Here is a 19,805-nt window from a genome sequence, read left to right as displayed (position 1 = left end):
TTTACTCGCCTTCCGGTGTGCTGCGCACGGCGCCCTTGGGCAGGGTCAGCGCCCTGACCAGCAATTCGATATCCTTGCGCATCTCGTTCATGCTTTCCTGACGGCCAGCCGAAATTTCCTCGAGGATACGCAGCAGCTGCACGTCCATCGACCGCAGGCGCATCCGGCTTTCGGCGTCGATCCCGTCGCCGGCGCCATGTTCGCGTATGTGATCCAGCAGCGCGTCCTGACCAAGGGCCACGCGTTCCAAAGCAGATGTCACACCTTCGGTTTCAGACTGCCGCTGGTTCATGTCCCCGATGGTTCGAACCAGCTGACCCATCTTGGCCGAAAGGTCGGCGCGGTCAGCTTCCTGCGCGGAAAACAGATCCTGCAGCGCATTCATCTGTTCGGACATTGCATCCAGAACCGGCGTCAGAACCGCGATTTCTGCGCCGCCTTCTTCACTTGCCGCGAACCCGACGCGGGTGATCGATGACAGCCATTCCTCAAGCTCGCGATAGAACCGGTTTTGGCCGTGCCCGGCAAAGAGTTCCAGCAGGCCAACGATCAAGGAGCCAGCCAACCCAAGCAGCGAGGATCCAAATGCGACGCCCATACCCTGCAACTGCGCCTCGAGCCCGGTCATCAGCCGGTTGAACACCGCCAACCCTTCTTCGCCTTCCTGCGGGTTCAGGCTGCGGATGGTGTCGACTATGGCCGGAACGGTGGTGGCAAGGCCAAAGAATGTACCCAGAAGGCCAAGGTAAATTAGGACGTTGGTGATATAGCGTGTGATCTCACGCTCTTCCTCGACCCGTTCGGCGACGGAATCCAGAATTGACCGGGTTGAACTGGAACTGATCTGCGACCGCGCACCGCGTTCGCGCAGCAGCGAGGCCAGCGGTGCCAAAAGCTGCGGTGTCCGGGCATCCTCGCGCACAACACCGCCGACAAATGCCTCGATCCAGCGGACGGAGCCGATCAGCTGCCCCACCTGATAGAAACAGGCCAGAACGCCGATGACGAAAACAAGCAGAATGAACCCGTTCAGATAGGGGTTCGCCTGAAACACCGGCAGCACGTATGGCAGCGCCATGAACACACCCAGCCCTGACAGGCCAATCGCGATCAACATCATCACGATCTGTCGGATGGGATGCGAGAAATGGGGTCTCGCGCCCTGATGTGCCTGCGCCATGCGCGTCATTCCCGGTTTTTGCCTGCTCTGCGCTGAATCTAGCGAACTTCCGCCGGTGACGCCAAGGGTTTATGCGGTAATGCTGCGCACCCGTTGCGACAACCACTCAAGATCGGGATCGCGCAGACCGATCTCGGCCAAATGTTCGGTCGTATTGTACAGATATTCGGTGTTCGGACCGCGCCCGCCAACGGCATGGGCGATGATCTGAGCCTGTTCTTCCAAGGGCATGCCGCCGCAATACTGCACGTGGGCCTCGTCGATCACATAGGTCACGGCATTCACCACTGTACCGCAGTCCAGATGCACATCCAGCATCTTCTCGACATAGGCCGAGGAAATCAGCTCGCGCTCGCGCAGTTCGTGCAGGGTGCGTTCCTCGTGCCCCGTTTCGACCGCCAGTGCCAGACCCTTGCAATGGGCGGCGGTCTGCTCGTCCAGCGCCAGCACCAGACCCGGGTGGTCCTCGGTGCCGCGGTGGTGGATGGAACTCATGCAGAAAGAGCGAGCATATCCATGCAAGGTTGCGCGTTCGCTGCGCGCCACCGGAAACCCAGGATTCCACAGCAGCGATCCATATCCGAAAACCCACATCGTCATTACTCTGGTCCTTGCCCGTTTGCGCCTATAAACATCAAATCCGACGCAGGAAAAAGGGCCATTTGTCATGCGCCGTCTGATACGAGTACTCATATTTGTTGCCGTTGCCTGGAGTGCCTATTGGTTCATCGCCGGTTACGGGCTGCGCAGCGCGATCACCGCCTGGTTCGACAAGCAACAGGAACTGGGCTGGCAGGCCGAATTTTCCGAAGTCGCAACAGCGGGTTATCCGACGCATCACGTAACCCGGCTGAACAACCCGGGGCTGGCCGATCCGGTCAACGGCACCGCCTGGAGCGCCGACTGGATCGAGTTCGAAAGCCCTGCGATCTGGCCCGGTCGGCAGGTGCTGCGGTTTGCGGATACGCCCCAACGGCTGTCCTATTTCGACCAGACGGCGACCGTTCAGGCAACGGATTTGCAGGCAGAACTGCAATTGCAGCCGGGTGTCGCACTTGTTCTGGAAAAGATGGCCCTGACTGCAGACAAGTGGATTGTCGCGGGCGAAGCTGCTGCGGTGGCAGGTGGTGAAACCCTTGATCTGCTTATGGAACAGTCCGGCCAGCCCGAAGCATACAAGGTCAGCGCCCGGATCGACGGCTTTCGGCCTGGCATGGACCTGCGCGACCTCATGCGGTCGGCCACATCGCTGCCGCAGGCATTTGAAACGCTGGCGGTGGACATGACCGTCACCTTTGACAAGCCATGGGACCGTTCTGCGCTTGAGGAAAGCAGGCCGCAGCCGGTAGCCATCGATCTGAGGCTGGCGGAAATCAGGTGGGGTGAGTTGCGCCTGTTTGCTGCTGGCGGGCTGGATGTTGACGCACAGGGCATTCCAACCGGCGAAATCGCCATCAAAGCGGAAAACTGGCGCGACATGATCGCCATGGCCAACGCCGCCGGTGCCTTGCCGGATCAGGCGGTTGACCCGGTCACGCGAGCGCTGAACTTTATGGCCGGTTTGGGCGGAAATCCGAACGCGCTGGACCTACAGCTCAATTTCCGCGACGGATTCGTGGCACTGGGCCCGTTGCCGCTTGGACCGGCACCCCGGTTGATATTGCGGTGATGCCCGGCGATACCTTGGGCAGATACGAAACAGAATTCAGCGCTTACGGGAACGGTCAATGGGACTAAGAACACTCATTTCCAATCGGATTTCGAAATGGGCGCTGGGACACAAGAAGATCAGGCGCGAACTGCTGCGGCAGTTGTGGAAAGATGACGTTCTGTTCTTTCGCAATTTCAACGATCACAGCCTGGTCTATTACCCTCATGATGTCATTGGAGAACACCTGACGAAATTCGGTGAGTTCAGTCGCGAACCGGTGCGTGAACTGGCCGAATATCTGACTCGTTCGGGCCAGCCCCCGGAAGGCGGTTCCGTGCTGGAGGTCGGTGCAAATATAGGTACGCACACAGTTTATTTCTTCAGGGATCTGCACTGCAACTCGGTTGTTGCGATCGAACCCGACCCCGAAAACCACGAATTGCTGTGCCGGAACGTTCGGATCAACGACCTGAACGATAAAGTGACCATTCTGCGCGTTGGCGCATCTGACAAAACCGGGCAGTTGCCCTTCGTCACCAGTGAACTGAACCGGGGAGGTTCGAAAATCGGAGAGGCGCAGGATAATGCGATCATGGTGGAGGTGACCACCGTTGATTCACTTCTCGAGACCCAAGCCCAATCGCTTCAGGATCTTCGTTTAATCTGGATCGACGTCGAAGGGCATGAATTGCAGGTCCTGCAAGGCGCACTGCGAACCCTGGGCGAAGTCAAACCCCCGGTCTATTTGGAATACACCCCCAAATCGGATGCGTCCGAAAACGAAAAGCTGCGGGATATTCTGTTTGAGGCCTATGATCACGTCGTTGATTTTGCGAACGGTCAAACGGTTCTGACCCGTGAGAGTTTCAATCACATCCACGCACAGACCGATCTGTTGGCACTGAATCTGAAACCCTAAGCGCGCCGGAACTAGCGGCAGAACGTACCGCTGCGGTATCGCGCCGTATCCAGGTGGAAATGATCGCGGTGATACCTGTCCGAATTTGGTCCCAGCACGGTTCCGAACGGGCCACAGGCACCGCGCCAGACCTTGATCAGCTGCTTTTGAGAGGGGTTTTTACGCCAACCGTTCAAAACCGTCACAACCTCACCATCGGCCATTGTGAAACCCGAGATGTCGATGGCACGCCCCTTGCCGTGTTCTGAAATCCGGGCACCTTTTTGGCTGTTGCGCGTGCGGCAGGCGTAATGGGCCGCCACCTGCAACTCGACTACCGGACCACGTCTTTTGAAGGTGGGAATGACGGCTTTGTCGACCCATTTGTTGAGCGCGATCGCCGTGCCGCAATCCATCGTCGACGGGCGGCTGAGCGCGACACCCGAAACTGATGTGATCTGGACCGCATCCTTGATCCCGCAGGCCTTGATCTTGCCCGACACCCTGCCCACCGCTTTGCCCTGAATGGCGATGTCACCGCAAACTGACCCCTTGCGCAGTTTGCGTTTCTTCAGAAAAGCCTGTTGCTCCAACTCTTTGGGGCGCAGGTACGGCATCAGTGACGTGTCCGGTCCCAGCAGCGGCAGATCCGAAGGTCGCGCAGCAGCGGCCAAAACCTGAGGCGATTCCGGACGTGTTTGGGGCCGCATCTCTGACAGCGCCGCAACGGATGCTGCAGCTTTGGAAATCACTGCGCTTCCTGAAAAAGCCGCCGGGCGTGTCAATGGAAACAGCGATTGTTCTGGTGGCGCAGCCGTGGTTGCGGTGGCGACCAACACCGCAGTTCCGACCAGTATGCGCCCCCAGATCTTTGTCATGAATGGGCCTTGCCACGTCCAAAGTCGGGCGCGTCCGTATCCTGACCCGCGTCGATGATGCCGCGTCGGATCGCGCGGGTGCGGGTGAAGTAATCGAACAGGTGCTCGCCATCCCCGGTGCGGATCGCACGTTGCAGGGCAAAAAGCTCTTCGGTAAAGCGCCCGAGAATTTCCAGCGTCGCGTCCTTGTTGGTCAGAAACACATCGCGCCACATAGTCGGATCAGACGCTGCAATCCGGGTGAAATCCCGGAAACCGGCTGCCGAGTACTTGATCACCTCGCTATCTGTGACCCGCCGCAGATCGTCCGCGACGCCCACCATCGTATAGGCAATCAGGTGCGGCGCATGAGAGGTCACGGCCAGAACCAGATCGTGATGGTCGGCATCCATTTCATCGACATTCGAGCCCATACCCTCCCACAGGGCACGCAGCCGGGTAACGGCTTCAGGGTCAGCGTCTTCCACCGGCACCAATAGGCACCAGCGATTGTCGAACAGTTCCGCAAACCCGGCTTCGGGGCCGGAATGCTCGGTTCCGGCCAATGGGTGGGCGGGAATGAAATGCACGCCATCGGGAACGTGCGGTGACACGGCCTGAATAACGTGGCGCTTGACCGAACCGACATCCGTCACGGTGGCGCCCGGTTTCAGGACCGGTGCGATATCCTGCGCAACAGCTTCCATCGCACCAACGGGAACGCACAGCACCACCAGATCAGCCCCTTCAACGGCCTCGCGCGCCGTGTCGCACACGCGGTCGCACAACCCGATGCGCCGCGCCGTATCACGGGTGGCTTCGGACCGTGCATAGCCCGTGACTTCGCCGGCCAGACCGGCGCGCTTGATGGCCCAGAACATCGAGGAAGCGATCAGACCCAGCCCGATCAGCGCCACACGGTCATATATCTGGCTCATGCTGCGCCCCCTTTGAACGCGGTGATTGCTGCCACGACACGGCGGCAGGCCTCTTCATCGCCAACGGTGATCCGCAGCGCGTTCGGCAGGTTGTAGCCTGCAACCCGCCGAACAATCAAACCCTGGGTTTTCAGGTAGTCGTCGCAGGCCTCGGCTTCGGCCTGATCAGCAAAGCGCGCCAGGATGAAATTGGTGGAAGACCGGTCTGACGGAACGCCGATCTTCGCCAGCTCGCCCGACAACCAAACGCGCAGGCGGGCGTTCTCGGTCTGGCAAAACGTCATGTAATCGGTGTCCCGCACCGCCGCTTCTGCAGCGGCCAGCGCAGTCTGCGACAGGTTGAAGGGCTGGCGGACCCGGTTGAGCACATCGATGATCGGCTGCTGCGCGTACCCCCAGCCGACACGCAGCCCGCCCAGACCGTAGATCTTGGAAAAGGTCCGCGTCATGATCACATTTTCAAACCGGTCCACCAATGCCGCGCCGCCATCAAACCCATCGACAAACTCGGCGTAGGCGCCATCAACCACCATCAGGCAGCTTTCGGGCAGGTTTTCCGCCAATCTCGTCAGTTCGGCCTCGGAAATCATGGTCGAAGTCGGATTGCCTGGATTGGTGACAAAAACGATCCGTGTGCGTTCGGTGACCGCCGCCAGAATGGCATCCACATCGACCGTGCGATCCGTTTCAGCCACCATGACCGGGTCCGCGCCGACCATGCGAGCGATGATCGGGTACATGGAAAACCCATGCTCGGTATGGATCACCTCATCGCCCGGTCCCGCATAGGCCTGCGCCACGAACTGAAGAACTTCGTCGCTGCCGACGCCACAGATGATCCGCGCCGCATCCAGCCCGTTCCGCTCGCCGATTGCACTGCGCAGACTGGCATGATCCGTGCTGGGATAGCGATGCAGCATGGCAGCAGTTTCCCGAACGGCCTCAATCGCCTTTCGGCCCGGACCAAAGGGGTTTTCGTTGGAACTCAGCTTGATGACATTCGCCACGCCTTTGATATGCGACTGGCCGCCCTGATACAGCGCGATGTCCATGATGCCGGGTTGCGGGGTAATCTTGGTCATGAGGGGCTCCGTTATCCGAGCCCCTCATACCCGTCTCAACGGATTGAGAAAAGCGGCAATTCCCTTATGCCGCCCGGAAGCGGGCCGTTGCCGGATCAGCGTCGTAGAATGGCGCGAATTCTTCGGTCCGGTGCGACAGGTCATTAACACTGTCGATGATGAACTGAACCGTCTCTTCGGTCATCAGGTACGAGAAGTTCAGCCGCACCCAACCGGGTTTCTTCATCTCTTTCCCTGCGGACAATTCGGCATGCAAAACCTCGGATGTCGCGCGGTCTATACCCAGCAGTCGGTGCGCATAAGGCCCGGCGCAGGCACATCCGCCCCGAGCCTGAATGCCATAGACATCGCTCAGCATGCGGGTGAACAACTGCTGGTGCACTGGCTGGCCAGAATTGTCTCGGACGAGAAACGAAAAGATGGGCAGGCGGTGCCAGTTGTCCACGCCCAGCAATGTCAGGTTTGGATTGCCACGCCAGCCGTCCAGCGCCATTTGATTGTAAAGCGCCTCGCGCTTTGCGATCTCCTCGGAGCCAACGACATCCTTGACGATGAAGGCCAGCGCGGCGCGGATATCTCCGATGACGTTTGGCGTTCCGGCCTCTTCCCGGGTGGCAAGATCTTCGCTGTAATCATGGCGCCAAGGCGACACGAAACTGACCGTTCCGCCACCGGGCCAGCTGGGGCAGGTGCGCTGAACCGCATGACTGTTCACGATCAGAACGCCCGACGCCCCCGGCCCGCCGGGAAATTTGTGTGGTGACACGACTATCGCATCCTTGCGCGCGTCCGCCGGCCCCATGTCCATCGGCAGATAAGGTCCGCCACCGGCATAGTCCCAGACCGACACAGCACCATGCTCCTTCAGCAACCGTGTGACCGGATCGGGATTGGTGATGATGCCCGTCACGTTTGATGCCGCCGAAAACGAACCAATCAACAGATCCGCATCCTGGTTTGCAACCAGCGCCTCTTTCAATGCATCCAGATCAAGGCCACCCTCCGGGGCTTCGGGAATTTCGATCACCCGCGCCTTGCTTTCCCGCCATGGCAGAATATTCGAATGATGTTCATACGGCCCGATCAGGACAACTGGCTGGTCAGCTTGCTCTATCCCCAGCAAACTGACCAGCCGGTTGAGACCCGCAGTGGCGCCCGACCCGGCAAAAATCACCGCGTCTTCTCCCCTTGCGCCAACAATGCGGGCGATCTCTGCGCGTGCTTCGCGGCGCAAACGTGTCATATAGGATCCGCAAAAAGAGGCCTCAGTATGGCTGTTGGCATAGAACGGCAACACATGCCCGGCCACAAAGTTTTCGACCTGCCGCAACGCACGGCCGGAGGCCACGTAATCCGCATAGACAAGCGGTACGCCCCGAAGCAGACCAGGGATCAGCACGTTCTCTCCGATCAGCCCTTCACGCAGGGATGAATCTTGAGCGGCGGTCTGAAGGTTTGCTCGAAATTCGGACAAGGTCATTGCATCTGCTCCATTCCTTTGGAACCAATGTGATTGAAATATGTTCTAAAAACTTCACCTATTTTTGCTTTATTTTCTCCTTTTTTGTGTCATATGATCAGGAATGACCTCAAAATTAGATCAATTGGACATACGCATTCTGAAAGAGCTGCAACGGGATGCTTCGTTGTCGCAACGCGAGTTGGCCGACCGGGTCGGCCTGTCGCAGAATGCGTGCTGGCGCCGCCTCAAGGCGTTGACCGACGATGGCGTGCTGCAAGGCTCCAGTGCCCGGATCGCGCGTGAAAAGCTGGGGCTCAGCCTAGTTGTCTTTGTCATGCTGCGCACCCGGCACCATTCAACGGAATGGCTGCAGGCTTTTCGCAGCCACGTCCTGACCATCCCTGAAGTGGTGGATTTCCACCGGATCGGCGGCGACTATGACTATCAACTCAAGGTGGTGACCCAGGACATGGCATCTTACGACAAGGTCTATCAGCGCCTGATCGAAAAGGTGGAACTGGACAGCGTGACTTCGTATTTCGCCATGGAAGCGATTGCCGAGGGGCGTCCGCTACCGCTCTGATCCGCACTTCATCTGGCCAAAAATATCCCGGGGGAAGCGCGGCCTGCCGCGATGGGGGCAGAGCCCCCAACAAAAAAGGGCCGCGCAGAACAGCGCGGCCTTTGAAACTTGGGATCGGCGAAGATCAGTTCTTCGCGTAGAATTCGACGACCAGGTTCGGCTCCATGACGACCGGGTAAGGCACATCGCTCAGGCCCGGCGCGCGCACGAAGGTCGCGGTCATTTTCGAATGGTCGGCGTCGATGTAGTCAGGCACGTCACGCTCGGCCAGAGCAGCGGCTTCCAGAACAACGGCCAGTTGCTTGGACTTGTCACGCACTTCGATCACGTCGCCTTCCTTGACACGGTAGGACGGGATGTTGACGCGCTGGCCGTTTACCTTGACGTGGCCGTGGTTCACGAACTGACGTGCAGCAAACACGGTCGCCACGAACTTGGCGCGATAGACTACAGCGTCGAGGCGACGCTCCAGCAGGCCGATCAGGTTTTCACCGGTATCGCCTTTGACACGCTCGGCTTCGGCGTAGATGCGGCGGAACTGCTTCTCGGTCAGGTCGCCATAATAGCCTTTCAGCTTCTGCTTGGCGCGCAGCTGCAGACCGAAGTCCGACAGTTTGCCCTTGCGGCGCTGGCCGTGCTGGCCGGGGCCGTATTCACGACGGTTGACCGGGGATTTCGGACGACCCCAGATGTTTTCGCCCATCCGGCGGTCGATTTTGTACTTGGCAGACGTGCGTTTGGTCACGGCTGATCTCCTTCGTTCAGGTCGAGGCCCATTCAGGCCACTATGAAGGGCGTTGTCCTCTTGAGGTTTCCCCCATGACAGGCATCCCCTTGCGGGGGCCACCAACACCAATGAAGCAGCGCTTATATCCGTGAATTTCGGAGAGTCAACAGGTCTCGGGGCTTTGATTTTTTAACCCGCAGGGAAACAGCCGGCCTGTTGCACCAATAATGGGGAAGTTACCGAAGGCCGTTCCGTGCCGGAAATGCGATCACTGTGCTGTTGCTGTGATCGATGGCGTCAAATGGCAGGCTGATTTCCCAGATTTCGCTGACCCAGTAATCCTGATCCCGCTCGGGGAAATCCTGTTCAAAAACCAGCGTCGGCGCGTCTTCACCTTCGGGGACAATCAACTCCCCTCGATATTGCCGTGCACCGTTGGTCAGAACAACAGTGCCAAACACATCACCGGGTATCTCCGAAGAGGAATATACACTTTCAGCAACAACCCTGCTGCCGACGCTTTCTGCCTTGCCCAGCATCATCTCGGCAGCCACGTCCAGTCGACGTGCCACGCCGCGCCAGGACCATGCCGCACCTACCGTCAACGATTCCACAGGCGCAGCCTCAAGCCCGTCGATTTCAGTTTGTGTCCACAAGATAGCTTTGCGACCGTTTTGTCCGGTTCTCATTTGCCCGCCCGACCTTTCAACAAACTACACGTTACCGATGCGTATTTATCTATTAAGAATTGGTCGGAAAAAAGACCGAATTGCAGCATTCACAGAAATGTTGTGCTTTTGCCATTTCAAAACGATACTTCCGGGCTTTTCAAAGAGTTTCAGCACACAGCCCACTGACATTCAGGGACACGATCACCCCCCTCTTTGGCCGCCTCATCCGGGCGATTGTGACCAGAAAGTCGCAGAAAGCAGCAATGAAGCAATTCACTTTGAGGTTGCTCGAAAATGCAGGTACTCAGCCTGGAGAATACTGGTCGGAATCGACCTCCCAAGAGTGAATAAGTTTGTAAAATGAAAAAGTTATTGTTTGGTGCATTACTTGTTGTGAGTGCTTGTGCCGCCAATCCCGGACCATCCATCCCCGTAAAGCCCGGCCACGATCTTGCCTTTGCCCGCAGGGCAGTTCAGAGCTGTTCGGCCAATGCCGAGGCCGGCAGCACCAGCGCCGTTGTCGGTGGCTATGCAACCGGTGTCATTCTGGTGGGCGTCATCCTGGGCCCGGCGATTGTCGGGCTGAATCAGGATACCATTTATGAAAACGGCAAGATCGACGGCGTCGACCGCTGCCTGGCCAAGCACGGCTTTGAGCGCCGTGACCTGACGGATGGTGAAGTCTTCTGGCTGGGCGACAGTTACGGCACGGAACGCGAGAACCGGTTACGTCACCTCATCGGCGGCGGCACCGTTGAAAGCTACAAACCGACTTTGAATTGATGGGTGCACTTGCCTGACGGCATCCGTGGCGGGGAACGTCTGCGCCTCGGCATGCGCGTGGCAAGTCATTGCAAGTACGGATCTCCTGCCCGATCGGTACAGGATATCTGACCGGATTACAAAAGTTGTCATTGCGAAACCATTGCCCGCGAGACGGGTGGTCTCTTAGCGTTTGAACAGGGTCGCAGACCCAACAATTTCAAGCAGGAGATTACAATGAAAACTGGAATGACACTTGGAATTATCGGCGGTGTTATCGCCTTATTGGTCGGTGCGGTGGGCTACAGCGCCTCATCCGCCCTCGGCTCGTTGTCCAGCGGCATCGGGTACGAGCAGGGCGCATCATCCGCGCAGTTCTACAGCATCATGTCGCTGGTGTTGCCGGTCGCCGGCCTTCTGGGCGGAGGCATCGCCGGCAGGAACGCGCAGGTTGGAGCTGGCCTGATGGGCCTGTCCGCCGTCGGAATTTTATGGGCCTTCGGCCTGAGCTTTTTGTCAATCGTTCCCGCCGTCCTTCTTGGGCTCGGCGCTTTTCTGGTGCTTTCAGAAGGCGAAAGCAGTTCGCCTGAAAATAGCTGAGACACCTACCAAAACAGGCATGCCCAAATGGGCAAGCCTGACCGGATCATCCGTGCTTTTGCTGTTACCCGGAATTCGCAAAAGCGAACGTCCGGAGCTCACCACCCAAGAAAACTCAGTTGCCTCCAGCCTTCCAGCGGGCCCAGATTTCCGGCTCTCCGTTGAATGTGTTGATATCAACCTTGCCCTGGACCCCCGGGACCAGCCCGGTGCCAGTGTATTGCCAGAAACGCCAGATCGTATTCGGATAAACGTCGCGAGGGTGCCCGGCAACCGAACGCAACCAGAACTCGGTTTTGGGCAGGCGACTGATATTGGTGTCCTGATAAAAATCCACGGTGGTGTAGACGATCGGTCTGCGCCCGTAGTGACGCTCGAGAATATTCAGGAATTTCTCGGCCTCGGCCCGCACTGTTTTGCCATCGGGCCGCAAAGTGCAGGTCTTGGAATGTGGCGTCCATTCCATGTCGAGAACATGAGGCAGATCGGCGCCCTTGGGCACGTTGCGGATAAACCAGCGGGCCTGTTCGGCAGCAGGACGGCAAAAGTAATAATAGTGATAGGCGCCCCACGGCACACCCGCTGCCTGCGCGCCCTGCCGGTGTTCATTGAAGCGCGGATCCGCGAAATCGCCCCCTTCAGTGGCCTTGATGAACACAAAGCTGACCCCGGCAGAGCGGGCAGTGCGCCAATCGATCGAGTCCTGCCAGCGCGACACGTCCAGCCCATGGACCGGGTAGCTTCCGGGTTGCCGCCCCTCCCACTCATGAGGGTCCGCATCGCCAAAGCGAGGGTGAATAACCAATGGCGGTTTCGGGTCCGTTACCTCGAAGTGCTCGACCACCTGTGGTGGCGGAGGACGCCGCCCGCATGATACAAGTGTCAGCCCGATGAGTGCCAGTAAGACCACTAAGCGCATTATTCTAACCTGCCTGAAATATCTGCTCGTATTGTTGGGCTCAGAATGACAAATCTGCGTGATAAGACAACGCTACAATTGCGTGACGGCGGAAACTTACCGCTTGCACACCGGGCACCTTCAGAAATTGACAATTCATGCTTGATCCCGGGCACCAAAACGCCTAAAGCAGCGCAATCCGGTGCCGCGTCATGCGACTCCGGTGTTTTGGTTTGCTTCAAAGCGTGACGTCCCGCTTTCTTCGGCCCGGACGCGATGCGGCAAGCCAGACCAAAGGAACATTCGATCTGACCTCTGGCGGGCTGTGCGCAGGACCCGGTGAAGACCAAGAGCTCTCAGGCCGTGCCCAAACTTCGTGGACCAACCACGAGCAGATAGGAGTACCTGCGATGGACCTGATCGCACAGCTTGAGGCGGAACAGATTGCCGCCCTGGGGAAAGACATCCCCGATTTCAAAGCCGGAGACACCATCCGTGTCGGCTTTAAAGTGACCGAAGGGTCGCGTACCCGTGTGCAGAACTACGAAGGCGTCTGCATCGCGCGCAAAGGTGGCAGCGGCATCGCCGGTTCGTTCACCGTTCGCAAGATTTCGTTTGGCGAAGGCGTGGAGCGTGTGTTCCCGCTGCATTCGACCAACATTGACAGCATCACCGTTGTCCGCCGTGGCCGCGTCCGTCGCGCCAAACTGTACTATCTGCGCTCGCGCCGTGGTAAGTCCGCGCGTATCGCAGAAGTCACCAACTACAAGCCCAAGGCTGGCGCCGAGGCGTAAGGAGCGGAAAGATGAAAAAAGACATCCATCCCGATTATCACGTCATCAACGTCAAAATGACCGATGGCACCGTGGTTCAGATGAAATCCACTTGGGGCGCCGAAGGCGACCAGCTGGCTCTGGAAATCGACCCCTCCTCGCACCCCGCGTGGACCGGTGGATCGTCGCGCCTGATGGACGCTGGCGGCCGCGTGTCGAAGTTCAAGAAAAAATACGAAGGTCTGGGCTTCTAAGCCTTACCGGTTCCGAATGCAGAAGGCCGCCCATTGGGCGGCCTTTTTTTTGGAGCGTGTTGGGTTTTATTCGAACAGGTAAAAGCACAGCTTGTTGCCGTCTGGGTCCCGGACATATGCGCCGTAGAAGCGGTCAGGCACACGCTGGCCCGGCTCGCCCTCGTCCGTCGCGCCAAGGCTGATGGCCCTGTCATACATGGTGGTGACCGCATCTTTGGATTCGGCGGCAAAGGCCAGCATGTTGCCATTTCCTGACGCGCAGGTTTCGCCGTCATAGGGTTCGCAAACCGCCAGCATGGGTGCAGTCGGATCGTTGCCGATGAACGCAATCCGACCGGCATCGATCAGAACCTTCGCGCCTTTGTCCGCGAAAAGCGCGGTATAGAACTCTTTGGCCTTGTCCATGTTGGAAACGCCAATGGTAACATATCCGATCATTCAGGATGTCCTCTGCTGATTGCTAAGCTGTTTGCGACGCACTGTCCGTCAGGCGCCACAGGTATACAAGTCACGAAACCGGCATCGACTGACCTTGAAAGCCCACTGGGAAAGTGCAGGTCACGGCCTTCGCAACCACGCGCTGTTTTTGCCTGTCTGGCCCATCGTTTCTTTGGCAAATCTGAGAAACGGTGCAAACCGCCCGTCATGTTACACGGCGTAACCCGCCCGCGCCGCGCTGTTTTCCGGTTTCCTCGCCAATAATAGGCCAATACACCGCTTGAGGTTCTTTCCTTCCCACCAAACACAACATATAGTGGCTACAAACAACGTGTGGGCAAACACGGCGGGACTTGGGAATACAAGCATGGCACATATCATTGTGGTCGGGAACGAAAAGGGCGGCGCAGGCAAATCGACCGTTTCGATGCATGTGGCGACGGCGCTGGCGCGGCTGGGGCACAAGGTCAGCACACTGGATCTGGACCTGCGGCAGCGCAGCCTTGGGCGTTACTTCGAAAACCGCCTGAACTTTCTCAGAAGTTCGGACCTGAGCCTGCCCAGCCCGCGTCATCACGACCTGCCCGAAATCGATGCGGCCACGCTGAAGCCGGGCGAGAATATCTATGACCACCGCCTGTCCGCCGCCGTTGCTGAACTGGAAAGCGACAGCGACTTCATCCTGATCGACTGCCCCGGCTCGCACACGCGCCTCAGCCAGGTGGCGCATTCGTTGGCCGACACGTTGATCACACCGCTGAACGACAGCTTCATCGACTTCGACTTGTTGGCGCGGATCGACTCGAAAGGTGAAAAGATCCTCGGGCCATCTGTCTATTCGGAAATGGTATGGAACGCGCGTCAGCTGCGGGCGCAGGCCGGGCTGAAACCCATCGACTGGGTTGTGGTCCGCAACCGGGTCGGCACACAGCGCATGGTCAACAAGGAAAAGATGCAGCGCGCGATCGAGATGCTGTCTCAGCGGATCGGTTTCAGGGTTGCATCTGGCTTTTCCGAACGGGTGATTTTCCGCGAGCTGTTTCCGCGCGGCCTGACCCTTCTGGACCTCAAGGATATCGGGGTCAAACAGCTGAACATCTCGAACATCGCCGCGCGACAAGAGCTGCGCGACATGATGAAAGAACTGAACCTGCCGGGGGTCGAGATCGACTTCTGACGGGGCACGCCTTCACCGCTACCTTGAACATCCTGATCATTTTGCCAGGGCGATCGCCTTGTTGACTTCGATGCCACGATTGATGGCAAGGTAGGTCGGAAAGGGCGACCGGCCTGAGACATCGATGTCGCGCCGAAGCCAGTCATGCGTTTCCAAAAGATAGAGCGACTTCGACAACGCGCGGTCGGTGATCGTGGACAGATCTGATTTTATGACAGAAAAGCGCTGGGGGGTTTGCGTCACGGCCAGAATCGGCACGGTCCAGCTTCGCCTCAGAAGGGCAAAGTCGTCTTCGTCGGGCACGGCCTTAACAATTCTGCTTGCAACCTCGGCCATTTCTTTACCGCTCTGCGTTAGCCGGAATTCGGGGCGCAGTGGATGACCGTGGCCGGGGTTTTTCTCAAGAAGCCTTAACTCGATCAGGTGCCCAAGGCTTTGGGTAAACGAACTGCGGCCTGCCCCCGTCGCCGCAATCAGCGGTGCCTGCCGCCCCGGAACGCCCGCGTGCAGCTTTGCCAGAATGCTCAGCGACCATGCCCGCGACGTAAGCTTGACAAGTGACTTTGTGTCCATAAAGTATAGTTACTTTATTATTAGATAGTAGGAAAGACCGATGCTGCCAGTTTCTTTGGAAAACACGATCACGCTTGCGATCTCAGTCCGCGACCGTCACGCCAGCGCCAAATGGTACAGCGACATGCTTGGATTTGAGCTGATCCATCACATTGACGAAGCCAGCTGGAGCGAAATGCAGACAAAGACCGACGGCGTAACCTTGGGACTGGGCGAGCAGACCAAACCCGCGCCCGGTAACACCGTCCCTGTATTTGGAGTAAGCGACATCAAAACGGCAAGGGGCGCGCTGGAAACGGCCGGGGTCAAATTCGACGGCGACACAGAAACCATCGAGGGGATGGTCAGCACCGCCACATTCTACGACTTGGACGGCAACGCCATGATGTTGGCGCAGGACCTGACCGGACAAGGATGACATCTTACGACCGGCGCAATCCCACGGGCCGCCGTTATTCGGCGGCCCTGTAGACAGTAAACAGCTCTTTCGGCTCGGTCACACCGCGCAGCATGTAGCGGCCCAACGATACAAGCTCGTGACTGCAGGGTTCGGCTGCCCGGGCGACGTCGTCTGATATCAGGATTCGCTGCCCCAGAGACCGGTGCATGCCGGAGATGCGGGCGGCCTGATTGACCGCAGGTCCGATCACAGTGAAATCCAGCCGGTTTTCCGCCCCGATATTGCCATAGAGGATTTCACCTGCGTGCAGCGCCAGGGTGTAACCAACTACGCGCAGACCCTCTGCCTGCCGCTGCGCGTTCCTTGCGGCCATTCGATCCTGCAACAGCGCTACGGCAACCAGCGCGGCGCGCGCGTCTTCGTCGATTTCCCCGACATCGAACATGGCCATCAGCCCGTCGCCCATGAATTTCAGGATATTGCCACCGCATTCGTGCACGACCGCCACCACAACCGCGAGATAGTCATTCAGCATTTCGATGATTTCCGGGCCGGGCAATTGCTCGGACAGGCTGGTGAAATCTTCAAGATCGAAGTTCCAGATCACAGCGTCGATCTGCTGTAGCGAACCGCGGCGAATTTCCCCTGACAGCACCCGGCGCCCCGCGTCCCGGCCCAGATAGACGCGCATCAGATCCCTGGCCATCCGGCTATTGGACGCCGATTTGAGCGCAAGTCCCAGATGGGGCAAGACGGAATTAATCAGGTTCAGATCATGATCGCGGAACCCCTCGGGCGCGTCGCTGGTCCAGGACATCAGTACTCCGTCAACCGAGGTGTCCGGTTCTTTCAGGGCCTCGCGCATGGGACGCTCGAAAGACACGCCTGTTGCGTAATAGTCCGTGGCGCCCTGCTCGCGCAGTTCATTGAGCAACGGAAAACGGCTGGGCGTGTTCTGATCGACCAGCCGTTCACGCAGGTCCTGCATGTCCTCTGTCATCAACGCATAAAGCGGGCTTTGCTGCCATTGCGGGCTGGGTTCTTCGGAATACTCGAACTTCTGATAGTCACCGCCATGCCCGTGATACCAGCTGTATCCTGTGCCGCCATACACCGGGTGCAGGGCGGATTGCGCCGCGTGAAACCGCATGAGGGGCACGCCCAGATCAACCAGTCGCGCGCAGTACCCGTCCAGCAACTCTTCTTTTCCGGCCCCTTCCAGCCCCCGGTCGACCAGCCATTCGATCAGAGAGTCCGCTTTTGCCGTTTCGGTGTCGGGGGCCGTCATATTCAAGTCCTGTATGAAGTCTCTTGATCATCTGGGGTAAGGGACGGCAAATTACCAGTGCTCAGACCATTCCCGCCAGCTTCCGAAGCATTTGCCGCAACAGGATAACCTCGTCATCGGAAAACGCATTGGCAAGCTTTGCGTCATATTGCTCGGCAATGTCGCGCAGTTCGCGATATACGCGCGTGCCGGCGTCCGTCAGCCTGAGATGCTCGACCCGGCGGTCCGTGTCGCTTTGGGTGCGCGCCAGGTAACGGCGCTGTTCCAGCCGCTGAACCGCCCGGCTGATCTTGGTCTTGTGCACCTTGGCCCTTTGGCCGATCTCCTTAGCGGTCATTTCCCCGAAGTTGCCAAGATGGAACAGCACGCGCCATTCGGTGCGCAGCATGCCGTGCCGCCCTTTGTAAATGCGCTGGAACTCAAGCGAAACCTCTTCCGCAGCCATGTTCAGAAGAAACGGCAGGAATTCCTGCAGATCAAAGTCATCTTTTTTGTGTGAATCGGGCTTTGCCATACTTGTTAGTTACAAAATCAACTATTACCCGACAAGCAGCAAATGGAGGAACACAGGATGAACCGTCCGACTGATCCACACAAACTGACCCAGGCCATCACTCCGGTCGGGACGCACGCGGGCTACATGCCCGGCTTTGGCAACGACTTCGAAACCGAGGCTTTGCCGGGTGCGCTGCCGCAGGGCATGAACAGCCCACAGAAATGCAACTATGGCCTTTATGGCGAACAGTTAAGCGGCACAGCTTTTACCGCCAACCCGCCCGAGCGGACCTGGTGTTATCGCATCCGCCCTTCGGTCAAGCATTCACACCGTTATGAAAAGATCGACCTGCCGCACTGGAAATCTGCACCCTATGTTGATCCGGATGTGATCAGCCTGGGCCAGTATCGCTGGGACGCGGTCCCGCATTCTCAGGAGAAGCTGACCTGGCTGACCGGAATGCGCACCATGACGACAGCAGGCGACGTAAACACGCAAGTCGGAATGGCGAGCCATATCTATCTGGTCACCGAGTCCATGGTGGATGACTATTTCTATTCCGCCGATTCCGAATTGCTGGTCGTGCCGCAGGAAGGCCGTCTGCGTTTTGCGACCGAGTTGGGCATCATCGACCTGGAGCCGAAAGAGATCGCCATCCTGCCGCGCGGTCTGGTTTATCGGGTCGAAGTGCTGGAAGGCCCGGCGCGCGGCTTTGTCTGCGAAAATTACGGGCAGAAGTTCGAACTTCCCGGCCGCGGCCCCATCGGCGCGAACTGCATGGCCAATCCCCGCGATTTCAAGGCACCTGTTGCGGCTTTTGAAGATCGCGAGACGGCATCGACGGTGACCATCAAATGGTGCGGACAATTCCACACGACAAAGATAGGGCACAGCCCGCTGGACGTCGTGGCCTGGCATGGAAACTACGCGCCCTACAAATACGATCTGCGCAATTACTGCCCTGTCGGCGCAATCCTGTTCGACCATCCCGATCCGTCGATCTTTACCGTCCTAACCGCCCCGTCCGGGCAACCCGGCACGGCCAATATCGACTTTGTTCTGTTCCGCGAACGCTGGATGGTGATGGAGGATACGTTCCGCCCGCCCTGGTATCACAAGAACATCATGTCCGAACTGATGGGCAATATCTACGGTCAGTACGACGCCAAACCGCAGGGCTTTGTTCCGGGCGGCATGAGCTTGCACAACATGATGCTGCCACATGGACCCGACAAGGATGCCTTTGAAAAAGCATCGAATTCCAACCTGGGTCCGGACAAGCTGGACAACACCATGTCCTTCATGTTCGAAACGCGGTTCCCGCAGCATCTGACGCCCTTCGCAGCCAACGAGGCGCCCTTGCAGGATGACTACATCGATTGCTGGACTTCGCTTGAGAAAAAGTTCGATGGAACGCCTGGAAAGAAGTAGTCAGCCATGAGCCTGGACATCTGGATCACCTATGTCGGAACCGTCCTGCTGTTGATGAGCACTCCGGGGCCGAGCCAGTTGCTGATGCTGTCAAACTCGGCGGCCAACGGCTTTTCCCGGGGTCTGTTCACGGCAGCGGGGGATCTGACGGCAAATCTGCTGCAAATGCTGGCGGCGGGTCTTGGGCTGGCGACGCTGATTGCCACATCGGGCATTGCACTGACCGTGATCAAATGGCTCGGCGTGGCGTATCTGGTTTTTCTTGGCGCACGGTCCATCCTGCGGGCTGAACGCAAGACGCTTCAGAAAGCCGTCAGAACAAGCCGGAAATCACTTTGGGCGCAAGGGTTTATCACGTCTGCGGCAAACCCGAAGGCCGTGGTGTTCTTTGCCGCCCTTTTCCCGTTGTTCATCGACGGCGCCTACCCGTTCTGGCCGCAGTTTGCCGTTTTGTCGGCGACCTATCTGGTCATGGACGGCCTGTTCCTTTCGGCCTATGGCGGCAGCGCAAGCTGGCTGGCCAGACGGCTCAGTGGACAGGCGCGGCTTTGGCTTGACCGGGCGGGCGGCATTTTCATGATACTGGCGGCAATCCTGCTTGGGTTGAAGTCCCTCCGCCCGACAGCATAACGGCGGCATCACGCCACAAGACACGAAAAAGGACAG

Annotated in this window: 24 protein-coding genes; 11 read left to right on the top strand and 13 right to left on the bottom strand. The window is 58.4% G+C overall.

All coding sequences use genetic code 11. The features are described from left to right. Position 1: 1 nt before the first annotated feature. Together AC2FIR_RS08455 and AC2FIR_RS08450 are read right to left on the bottom strand one after the other, a co-directional pair. Positions 2–1,180, bottom strand: a complete 1,179-nt coding sequence (locus AC2FIR_RS08455) for a biopolymer transporter ExbB (protein WP_496762128.1) — start codon at positions 1,178–1,180, stop codon at positions 2–4. A 69-nt stretch (positions 1,181–1,249) separates the two neighbouring features. Then, entirely contained in the window at positions 1,250–1,780 is a 531-nt protein-coding gene (locus AC2FIR_RS08450) for a gamma-glutamylcyclotransferase (protein ID WP_170614777.1), read from the bottom strand. A gap of 67 nt (positions 1,781–1,847) precedes the next feature. Here AC2FIR_RS08450 and AC2FIR_RS08445 point away from each other — a divergent pair, with 67 nt between their 5' ends. Beyond that, a complete protein-coding gene (locus tag AC2FIR_RS08445) occupies positions 1,848–2,849 on the top strand; it encodes a DUF2125 domain-containing protein (RefSeq protein WP_496746419.1) in 1,002 nt (333 codons plus the stop codon). A gap of 58 nt (positions 2,850–2,907) precedes the next feature. Beyond that, on the top strand, positions 2,908–3,750 hold the full coding sequence (locus AC2FIR_RS08440) for an FkbM family methyltransferase (protein WP_496746417.1): 843 nt from the start codon (positions 2,908–2,910) through the stop codon (positions 3,748–3,750). 11 nt (positions 3,751–3,761) lie between these two features. On the opposite strand, the gene AC2FIR_RS08435 is transcribed toward AC2FIR_RS08440, so the two are convergent. The 4 genes from AC2FIR_RS08435 to AC2FIR_RS08420 all read right to left on the bottom strand — a co-directional run bounded on the left by AC2FIR_RS08435 (position 3,762) and on the right by AC2FIR_RS08420 (position 8,086). Beyond that, entirely contained in the window at positions 3,762–4,607 is an 846-nt protein-coding gene (locus AC2FIR_RS08435) for an extensin-like domain-containing protein (RefSeq protein ID WP_496746415.1), read from the bottom strand. After that, on the bottom strand, positions 4,604–5,524 hold the full coding sequence (locus AC2FIR_RS08430; protein ID WP_170680954.1) for a prephenate/arogenate dehydrogenase family protein: 921 nt from the start codon (positions 5,522–5,524) through the stop codon (positions 4,604–4,606). Before AC2FIR_RS08430 ends, AC2FIR_RS08435 begins: the two co-directional genes overlap by 4 nt. After that, the gene (gene hisC / locus AC2FIR_RS08425) at positions 5,521–6,606 is read right to left on the bottom strand and encodes a histidinol-phosphate transaminase (RefSeq protein WP_496762125.1); all 1,086 of its coding nucleotides are present in this window, start codon (positions 6,604–6,606) and stop codon (positions 5,521–5,523) included. Before hisC ends, AC2FIR_RS08430 begins: the two co-directional genes overlap by 4 nt. 64 nt (positions 6,607–6,670) lie before the next feature. Continuing rightward, positions 6,671–8,086, bottom strand: coding sequence for an aminotransferase class V-fold PLP-dependent enzyme (locus AC2FIR_RS08420; protein WP_496746411.1), 1,416 nt, complete (start codon positions 8,084–8,086; stop codon positions 6,671–6,673). 103 nt (positions 8,087–8,189) lie between these two features. On the opposite strand from AC2FIR_RS08420, the gene AC2FIR_RS08415 reads away from it, so the two are divergent. Beyond that, a complete protein-coding gene (locus tag AC2FIR_RS08415) occupies positions 8,190–8,651 on the top strand; it encodes an Lrp/AsnC family transcriptional regulator (protein WP_170614784.1) in 462 nt (153 codons plus the stop codon). 124 nt (positions 8,652–8,775) lie between these two features. Here the strand turns inward: AC2FIR_RS08415 and rpsD are convergent, their stop codons facing one another. Together rpsD and AC2FIR_RS08405 are read right to left on the bottom strand one after the other, a co-directional pair. Further along, positions 8,776–9,396, bottom strand: a complete 621-nt coding sequence (gene rpsD / locus AC2FIR_RS08410; RefSeq protein ID WP_170614785.1) for a 30S ribosomal protein S4 — start codon at positions 9,394–9,396, stop codon at positions 8,776–8,778. Positions 9,397–9,614: 218 nt separating this feature from the next. Beyond that, positions 9,615–10,067: a hypothetical protein gene (locus AC2FIR_RS08405; protein WP_496746410.1), complete on the bottom strand. Its 453-nt coding sequence runs from the start codon at positions 10,065–10,067 to the stop codon at positions 9,615–9,617. A gap of 342 nt (positions 10,068–10,409) precedes the next feature. Between AC2FIR_RS08405 and AC2FIR_RS08400 the strand changes: the two genes are divergently transcribed. Both AC2FIR_RS08400 and AC2FIR_RS08395 read left to right on the top strand, forming a co-directional pair. Further along, the gene (locus AC2FIR_RS08400; protein WP_496762122.1) at positions 10,410–10,832 is read left to right on the top strand and encodes a hypothetical protein; all 423 of its coding nucleotides are present in this window, start codon (positions 10,410–10,412) and stop codon (positions 10,830–10,832) included. A 216-nt stretch (positions 10,833–11,048) separates the two neighbouring features. Next, positions 11,049–11,411: a hypothetical protein gene (locus tag AC2FIR_RS08395; RefSeq protein WP_496746406.1), complete on the top strand. Its 363-nt coding sequence runs from the start codon at positions 11,049–11,051 to the stop codon at positions 11,409–11,411. A gap of 115 nt (positions 11,412–11,526) precedes the next feature. Here the strand turns inward: AC2FIR_RS08395 and AC2FIR_RS08390 are convergent, their stop codons facing one another. Continuing rightward, positions 11,527–12,330 carry a glycoside hydrolase family 25 protein gene (locus AC2FIR_RS08390; RefSeq protein WP_480812328.1) on the bottom strand — a complete coding sequence of 268 codons (804 nt, stop codon included), beginning with the start codon at positions 12,328–12,330 and terminating at the stop codon, positions 11,527–11,529. 389 nt (positions 12,331–12,719) lie between these two features. Between AC2FIR_RS08390 and rplS the strand changes: the two genes are divergently transcribed. Together rplS and rpmE are read left to right on the top strand one after the other, a co-directional pair. Then, on the top strand, positions 12,720–13,103 hold the full coding sequence (gene rplS / locus AC2FIR_RS08385) for a 50S ribosomal protein L19 (protein WP_170328369.1): 384 nt from the start codon (positions 12,720–12,722) through the stop codon (positions 13,101–13,103). An 11-nt stretch (positions 13,104–13,114) separates the two neighbouring features. Further along, positions 13,115–13,336 (top strand): 50S ribosomal protein L31, encoded by a 222-nt coding sequence (gene rpmE / locus AC2FIR_RS08380; RefSeq protein WP_170428949.1) that lies wholly within the window; start codon positions 13,115–13,117, stop codon positions 13,334–13,336. A 66-nt stretch (positions 13,337–13,402) separates the two neighbouring features. On the opposite strand, the gene AC2FIR_RS08375 is transcribed toward rpmE, so the two are convergent. Further along, a complete protein-coding gene (locus AC2FIR_RS08375; protein ID WP_496746404.1) occupies positions 13,403–13,774 on the bottom strand; it encodes a VOC family protein in 372 nt (123 codons plus the stop codon). Between the two features lie 367 nt (positions 13,775–14,141). Between AC2FIR_RS08375 and AC2FIR_RS08370 the strand changes: the two genes are divergently transcribed. Continuing rightward, complete coding sequence (locus AC2FIR_RS08370; RefSeq protein ID WP_170614791.1) at positions 14,142–14,951, top strand: division plane positioning ATPase MipZ; 810 nt, start codon at positions 14,142–14,144, stop codon at positions 14,949–14,951. 36 nt (positions 14,952–14,987) lie between these two features. On the opposite strand, the gene AC2FIR_RS08365 is transcribed toward AC2FIR_RS08370, so the two are convergent. Continuing rightward, positions 14,988–15,524, bottom strand: coding sequence for a winged helix-turn-helix transcriptional regulator (locus AC2FIR_RS08365; protein WP_496746402.1), 537 nt, complete (start codon positions 15,522–15,524; stop codon positions 14,988–14,990). Between the two features lie 40 nt (positions 15,525–15,564). On the opposite strand from AC2FIR_RS08365, the gene AC2FIR_RS08360 reads away from it, so the two are divergent. Next, entirely contained in the window at positions 15,565–15,942 is a 378-nt protein-coding gene (locus AC2FIR_RS08360; RefSeq protein ID WP_496762119.1) for a VOC family protein, read from the top strand. A 34-nt stretch (positions 15,943–15,976) separates the two neighbouring features. Here the strand turns inward: AC2FIR_RS08360 and AC2FIR_RS08355 are convergent, their stop codons facing one another. Both AC2FIR_RS08355 and AC2FIR_RS08350 read right to left on the bottom strand, forming a co-directional pair. Next, the gene (locus tag AC2FIR_RS08355) at positions 15,977–17,212 is read right to left on the bottom strand and encodes an adenylate/guanylate cyclase domain-containing protein (protein ID WP_496746398.1); all 1,236 of its coding nucleotides are present in this window, start codon (positions 17,210–17,212) and stop codon (positions 15,977–15,979) included. 61 nt (positions 17,213–17,273) lie between these two features. Further along, positions 17,274–17,726, bottom strand: coding sequence for a MarR family winged helix-turn-helix transcriptional regulator (locus AC2FIR_RS08350; protein WP_170614795.1), 453 nt, complete (start codon positions 17,724–17,726; stop codon positions 17,274–17,276). A gap of 57 nt (positions 17,727–17,783) precedes the next feature. Here AC2FIR_RS08350 and hmgA point away from each other — a divergent pair, with 57 nt between their 5' ends. Both hmgA and AC2FIR_RS08340 read left to right on the top strand, forming a co-directional pair. Further along, complete coding sequence (gene hmgA, locus AC2FIR_RS08345; protein ID WP_496746396.1) at positions 17,784–19,139, top strand: homogentisate 1,2-dioxygenase; 1,356 nt, start codon at positions 17,784–17,786, stop codon at positions 19,137–19,139. Between the two features lie 6 nt (positions 19,140–19,145). Continuing rightward, on the top strand, positions 19,146–19,769 hold the full coding sequence (locus AC2FIR_RS08340; RefSeq protein ID WP_170614797.1) for a LysE family translocator: 624 nt from the start codon (positions 19,146–19,148) through the stop codon (positions 19,767–19,769). The last annotated feature ends 36 nt before the right edge of the window (positions 19,770–19,805 follow it).

This window comes from Ruegeria sp. CDSB136, assembly GCF_059610965.1.
The sequence above is the reverse complement of the archived record's forward strand: the minus strand, read 5'-3'. Positions and strand labels throughout refer to the sequence as shown.

Excerpts from the sequence above, each read along its gene's own strand:
- AC2FIR_RS08450 (WP_170614777.1), bottom strand. The coding sequence starts at position 1,780 with ATGACGATGTGGGTTTTCGGATATGGATCGCTGCTGTGGAATCCTGGG.
- AC2FIR_RS08340 (WP_170614797.1), top strand. The coding sequence starts at position 19,146 with ATGAGCCTGGACATCTGGATCACCTATGTCGGAACCGTCCTGCTGTTG.
- AC2FIR_RS08395 (WP_496746406.1), top strand. The coding sequence starts at position 11,049 with ATGAAAACTGGAATGACACTTGGAATTATCGGCGGTGTTATCGCCTTA.
- AC2FIR_RS08400 (WP_496762122.1), top strand. The coding sequence starts at position 10,410 with ATGAAAAAGTTATTGTTTGGTGCATTACTTGTTGTGAGTGCTTGTGCC.
- hisC (WP_496762125.1), bottom strand. The coding sequence starts at position 6,606 with ATGACCAAGATTACCCCGCAACCCGGCATCATGGACATCGCGCTGTAT.
- AC2FIR_RS08375 (WP_496746404.1), bottom strand. The coding sequence starts at position 13,774 with ATGATCGGATATGTTACCATTGGCGTTTCCAACATGGACAAGGCCAAA.
- AC2FIR_RS08455 (WP_496762128.1), bottom strand. The coding sequence starts at position 1,180 with ATGGCGCAGGCACATCAGGGCGCGAGACCCCATTTCTCGCATCCCATC.
- AC2FIR_RS08390 (WP_480812328.1), bottom strand. The coding sequence starts at position 12,330 with ATGCGCTTAGTGGTCTTACTGGCACTCATCGGGCTGACACTTGTATCA.
- AC2FIR_RS08445 (WP_496746419.1), top strand. The coding sequence starts at position 1,848 with ATGCGCCGTCTGATACGAGTACTCATATTTGTTGCCGTTGCCTGGAGT.
- AC2FIR_RS08370 (WP_170614791.1), top strand. The coding sequence starts at position 14,142 with ATGGCACATATCATTGTGGTCGGGAACGAAAAGGGCGGCGCAGGCAAA.
- AC2FIR_RS08365 (WP_496746402.1), bottom strand. The coding sequence starts at position 15,524 with ATGGACACAAAGTCACTTGTCAAGCTTACGTCGCGGGCATGGTCGCTG.
- AC2FIR_RS08430 (WP_170680954.1), bottom strand. The coding sequence starts at position 5,524 with ATGAGCCAGATATATGACCGTGTGGCGCTGATCGGGCTGGGTCTGATC.
- AC2FIR_RS08440 (WP_496746417.1), top strand. The coding sequence starts at position 2,908 with ATGGGACTAAGAACACTCATTTCCAATCGGATTTCGAAATGGGCGCTG.
- AC2FIR_RS08415 (WP_170614784.1), top strand. The coding sequence starts at position 8,190 with ATGACCTCAAAATTAGATCAATTGGACATACGCATTCTGAAAGAGCTG.
- AC2FIR_RS08360 (WP_496762119.1), top strand. The coding sequence starts at position 15,565 with ATGCTGCCAGTTTCTTTGGAAAACACGATCACGCTTGCGATCTCAGTC.
- AC2FIR_RS08350 (WP_170614795.1), bottom strand. The coding sequence starts at position 17,726 with ATGGCAAAGCCCGATTCACACAAAAAAGATGACTTTGATCTGCAGGAA.
- AC2FIR_RS08420 (WP_496746411.1), bottom strand. The coding sequence starts at position 8,086 with ATGACCTTGTCCGAATTTCGAGCAAACCTTCAGACCGCCGCTCAAGAT.
- AC2FIR_RS08405 (WP_496746410.1), bottom strand. The coding sequence starts at position 10,067 with ATGAGAACCGGACAAAACGGTCGCAAAGCTATCTTGTGGACACAAACT.
- rpmE (WP_170428949.1), top strand. The coding sequence starts at position 13,115 with ATGAAAAAAGACATCCATCCCGATTATCACGTCATCAACGTCAAAATG.
- hmgA (WP_496746396.1), top strand. The coding sequence starts at position 17,784 with ATGAACCGTCCGACTGATCCACACAAACTGACCCAGGCCATCACTCCG.
- AC2FIR_RS08355 (WP_496746398.1), bottom strand. The coding sequence starts at position 17,212 with ATGACGGCCCCCGACACCGAAACGGCAAAAGCGGACTCTCTGATCGAA.
- AC2FIR_RS08435 (WP_496746415.1), bottom strand. The coding sequence starts at position 4,607 with ATGACAAAGATCTGGGGGCGCATACTGGTCGGAACTGCGGTGTTGGTC.
- rplS (WP_170328369.1), top strand. The coding sequence starts at position 12,720 with ATGGACCTGATCGCACAGCTTGAGGCGGAACAGATTGCCGCCCTGGGG.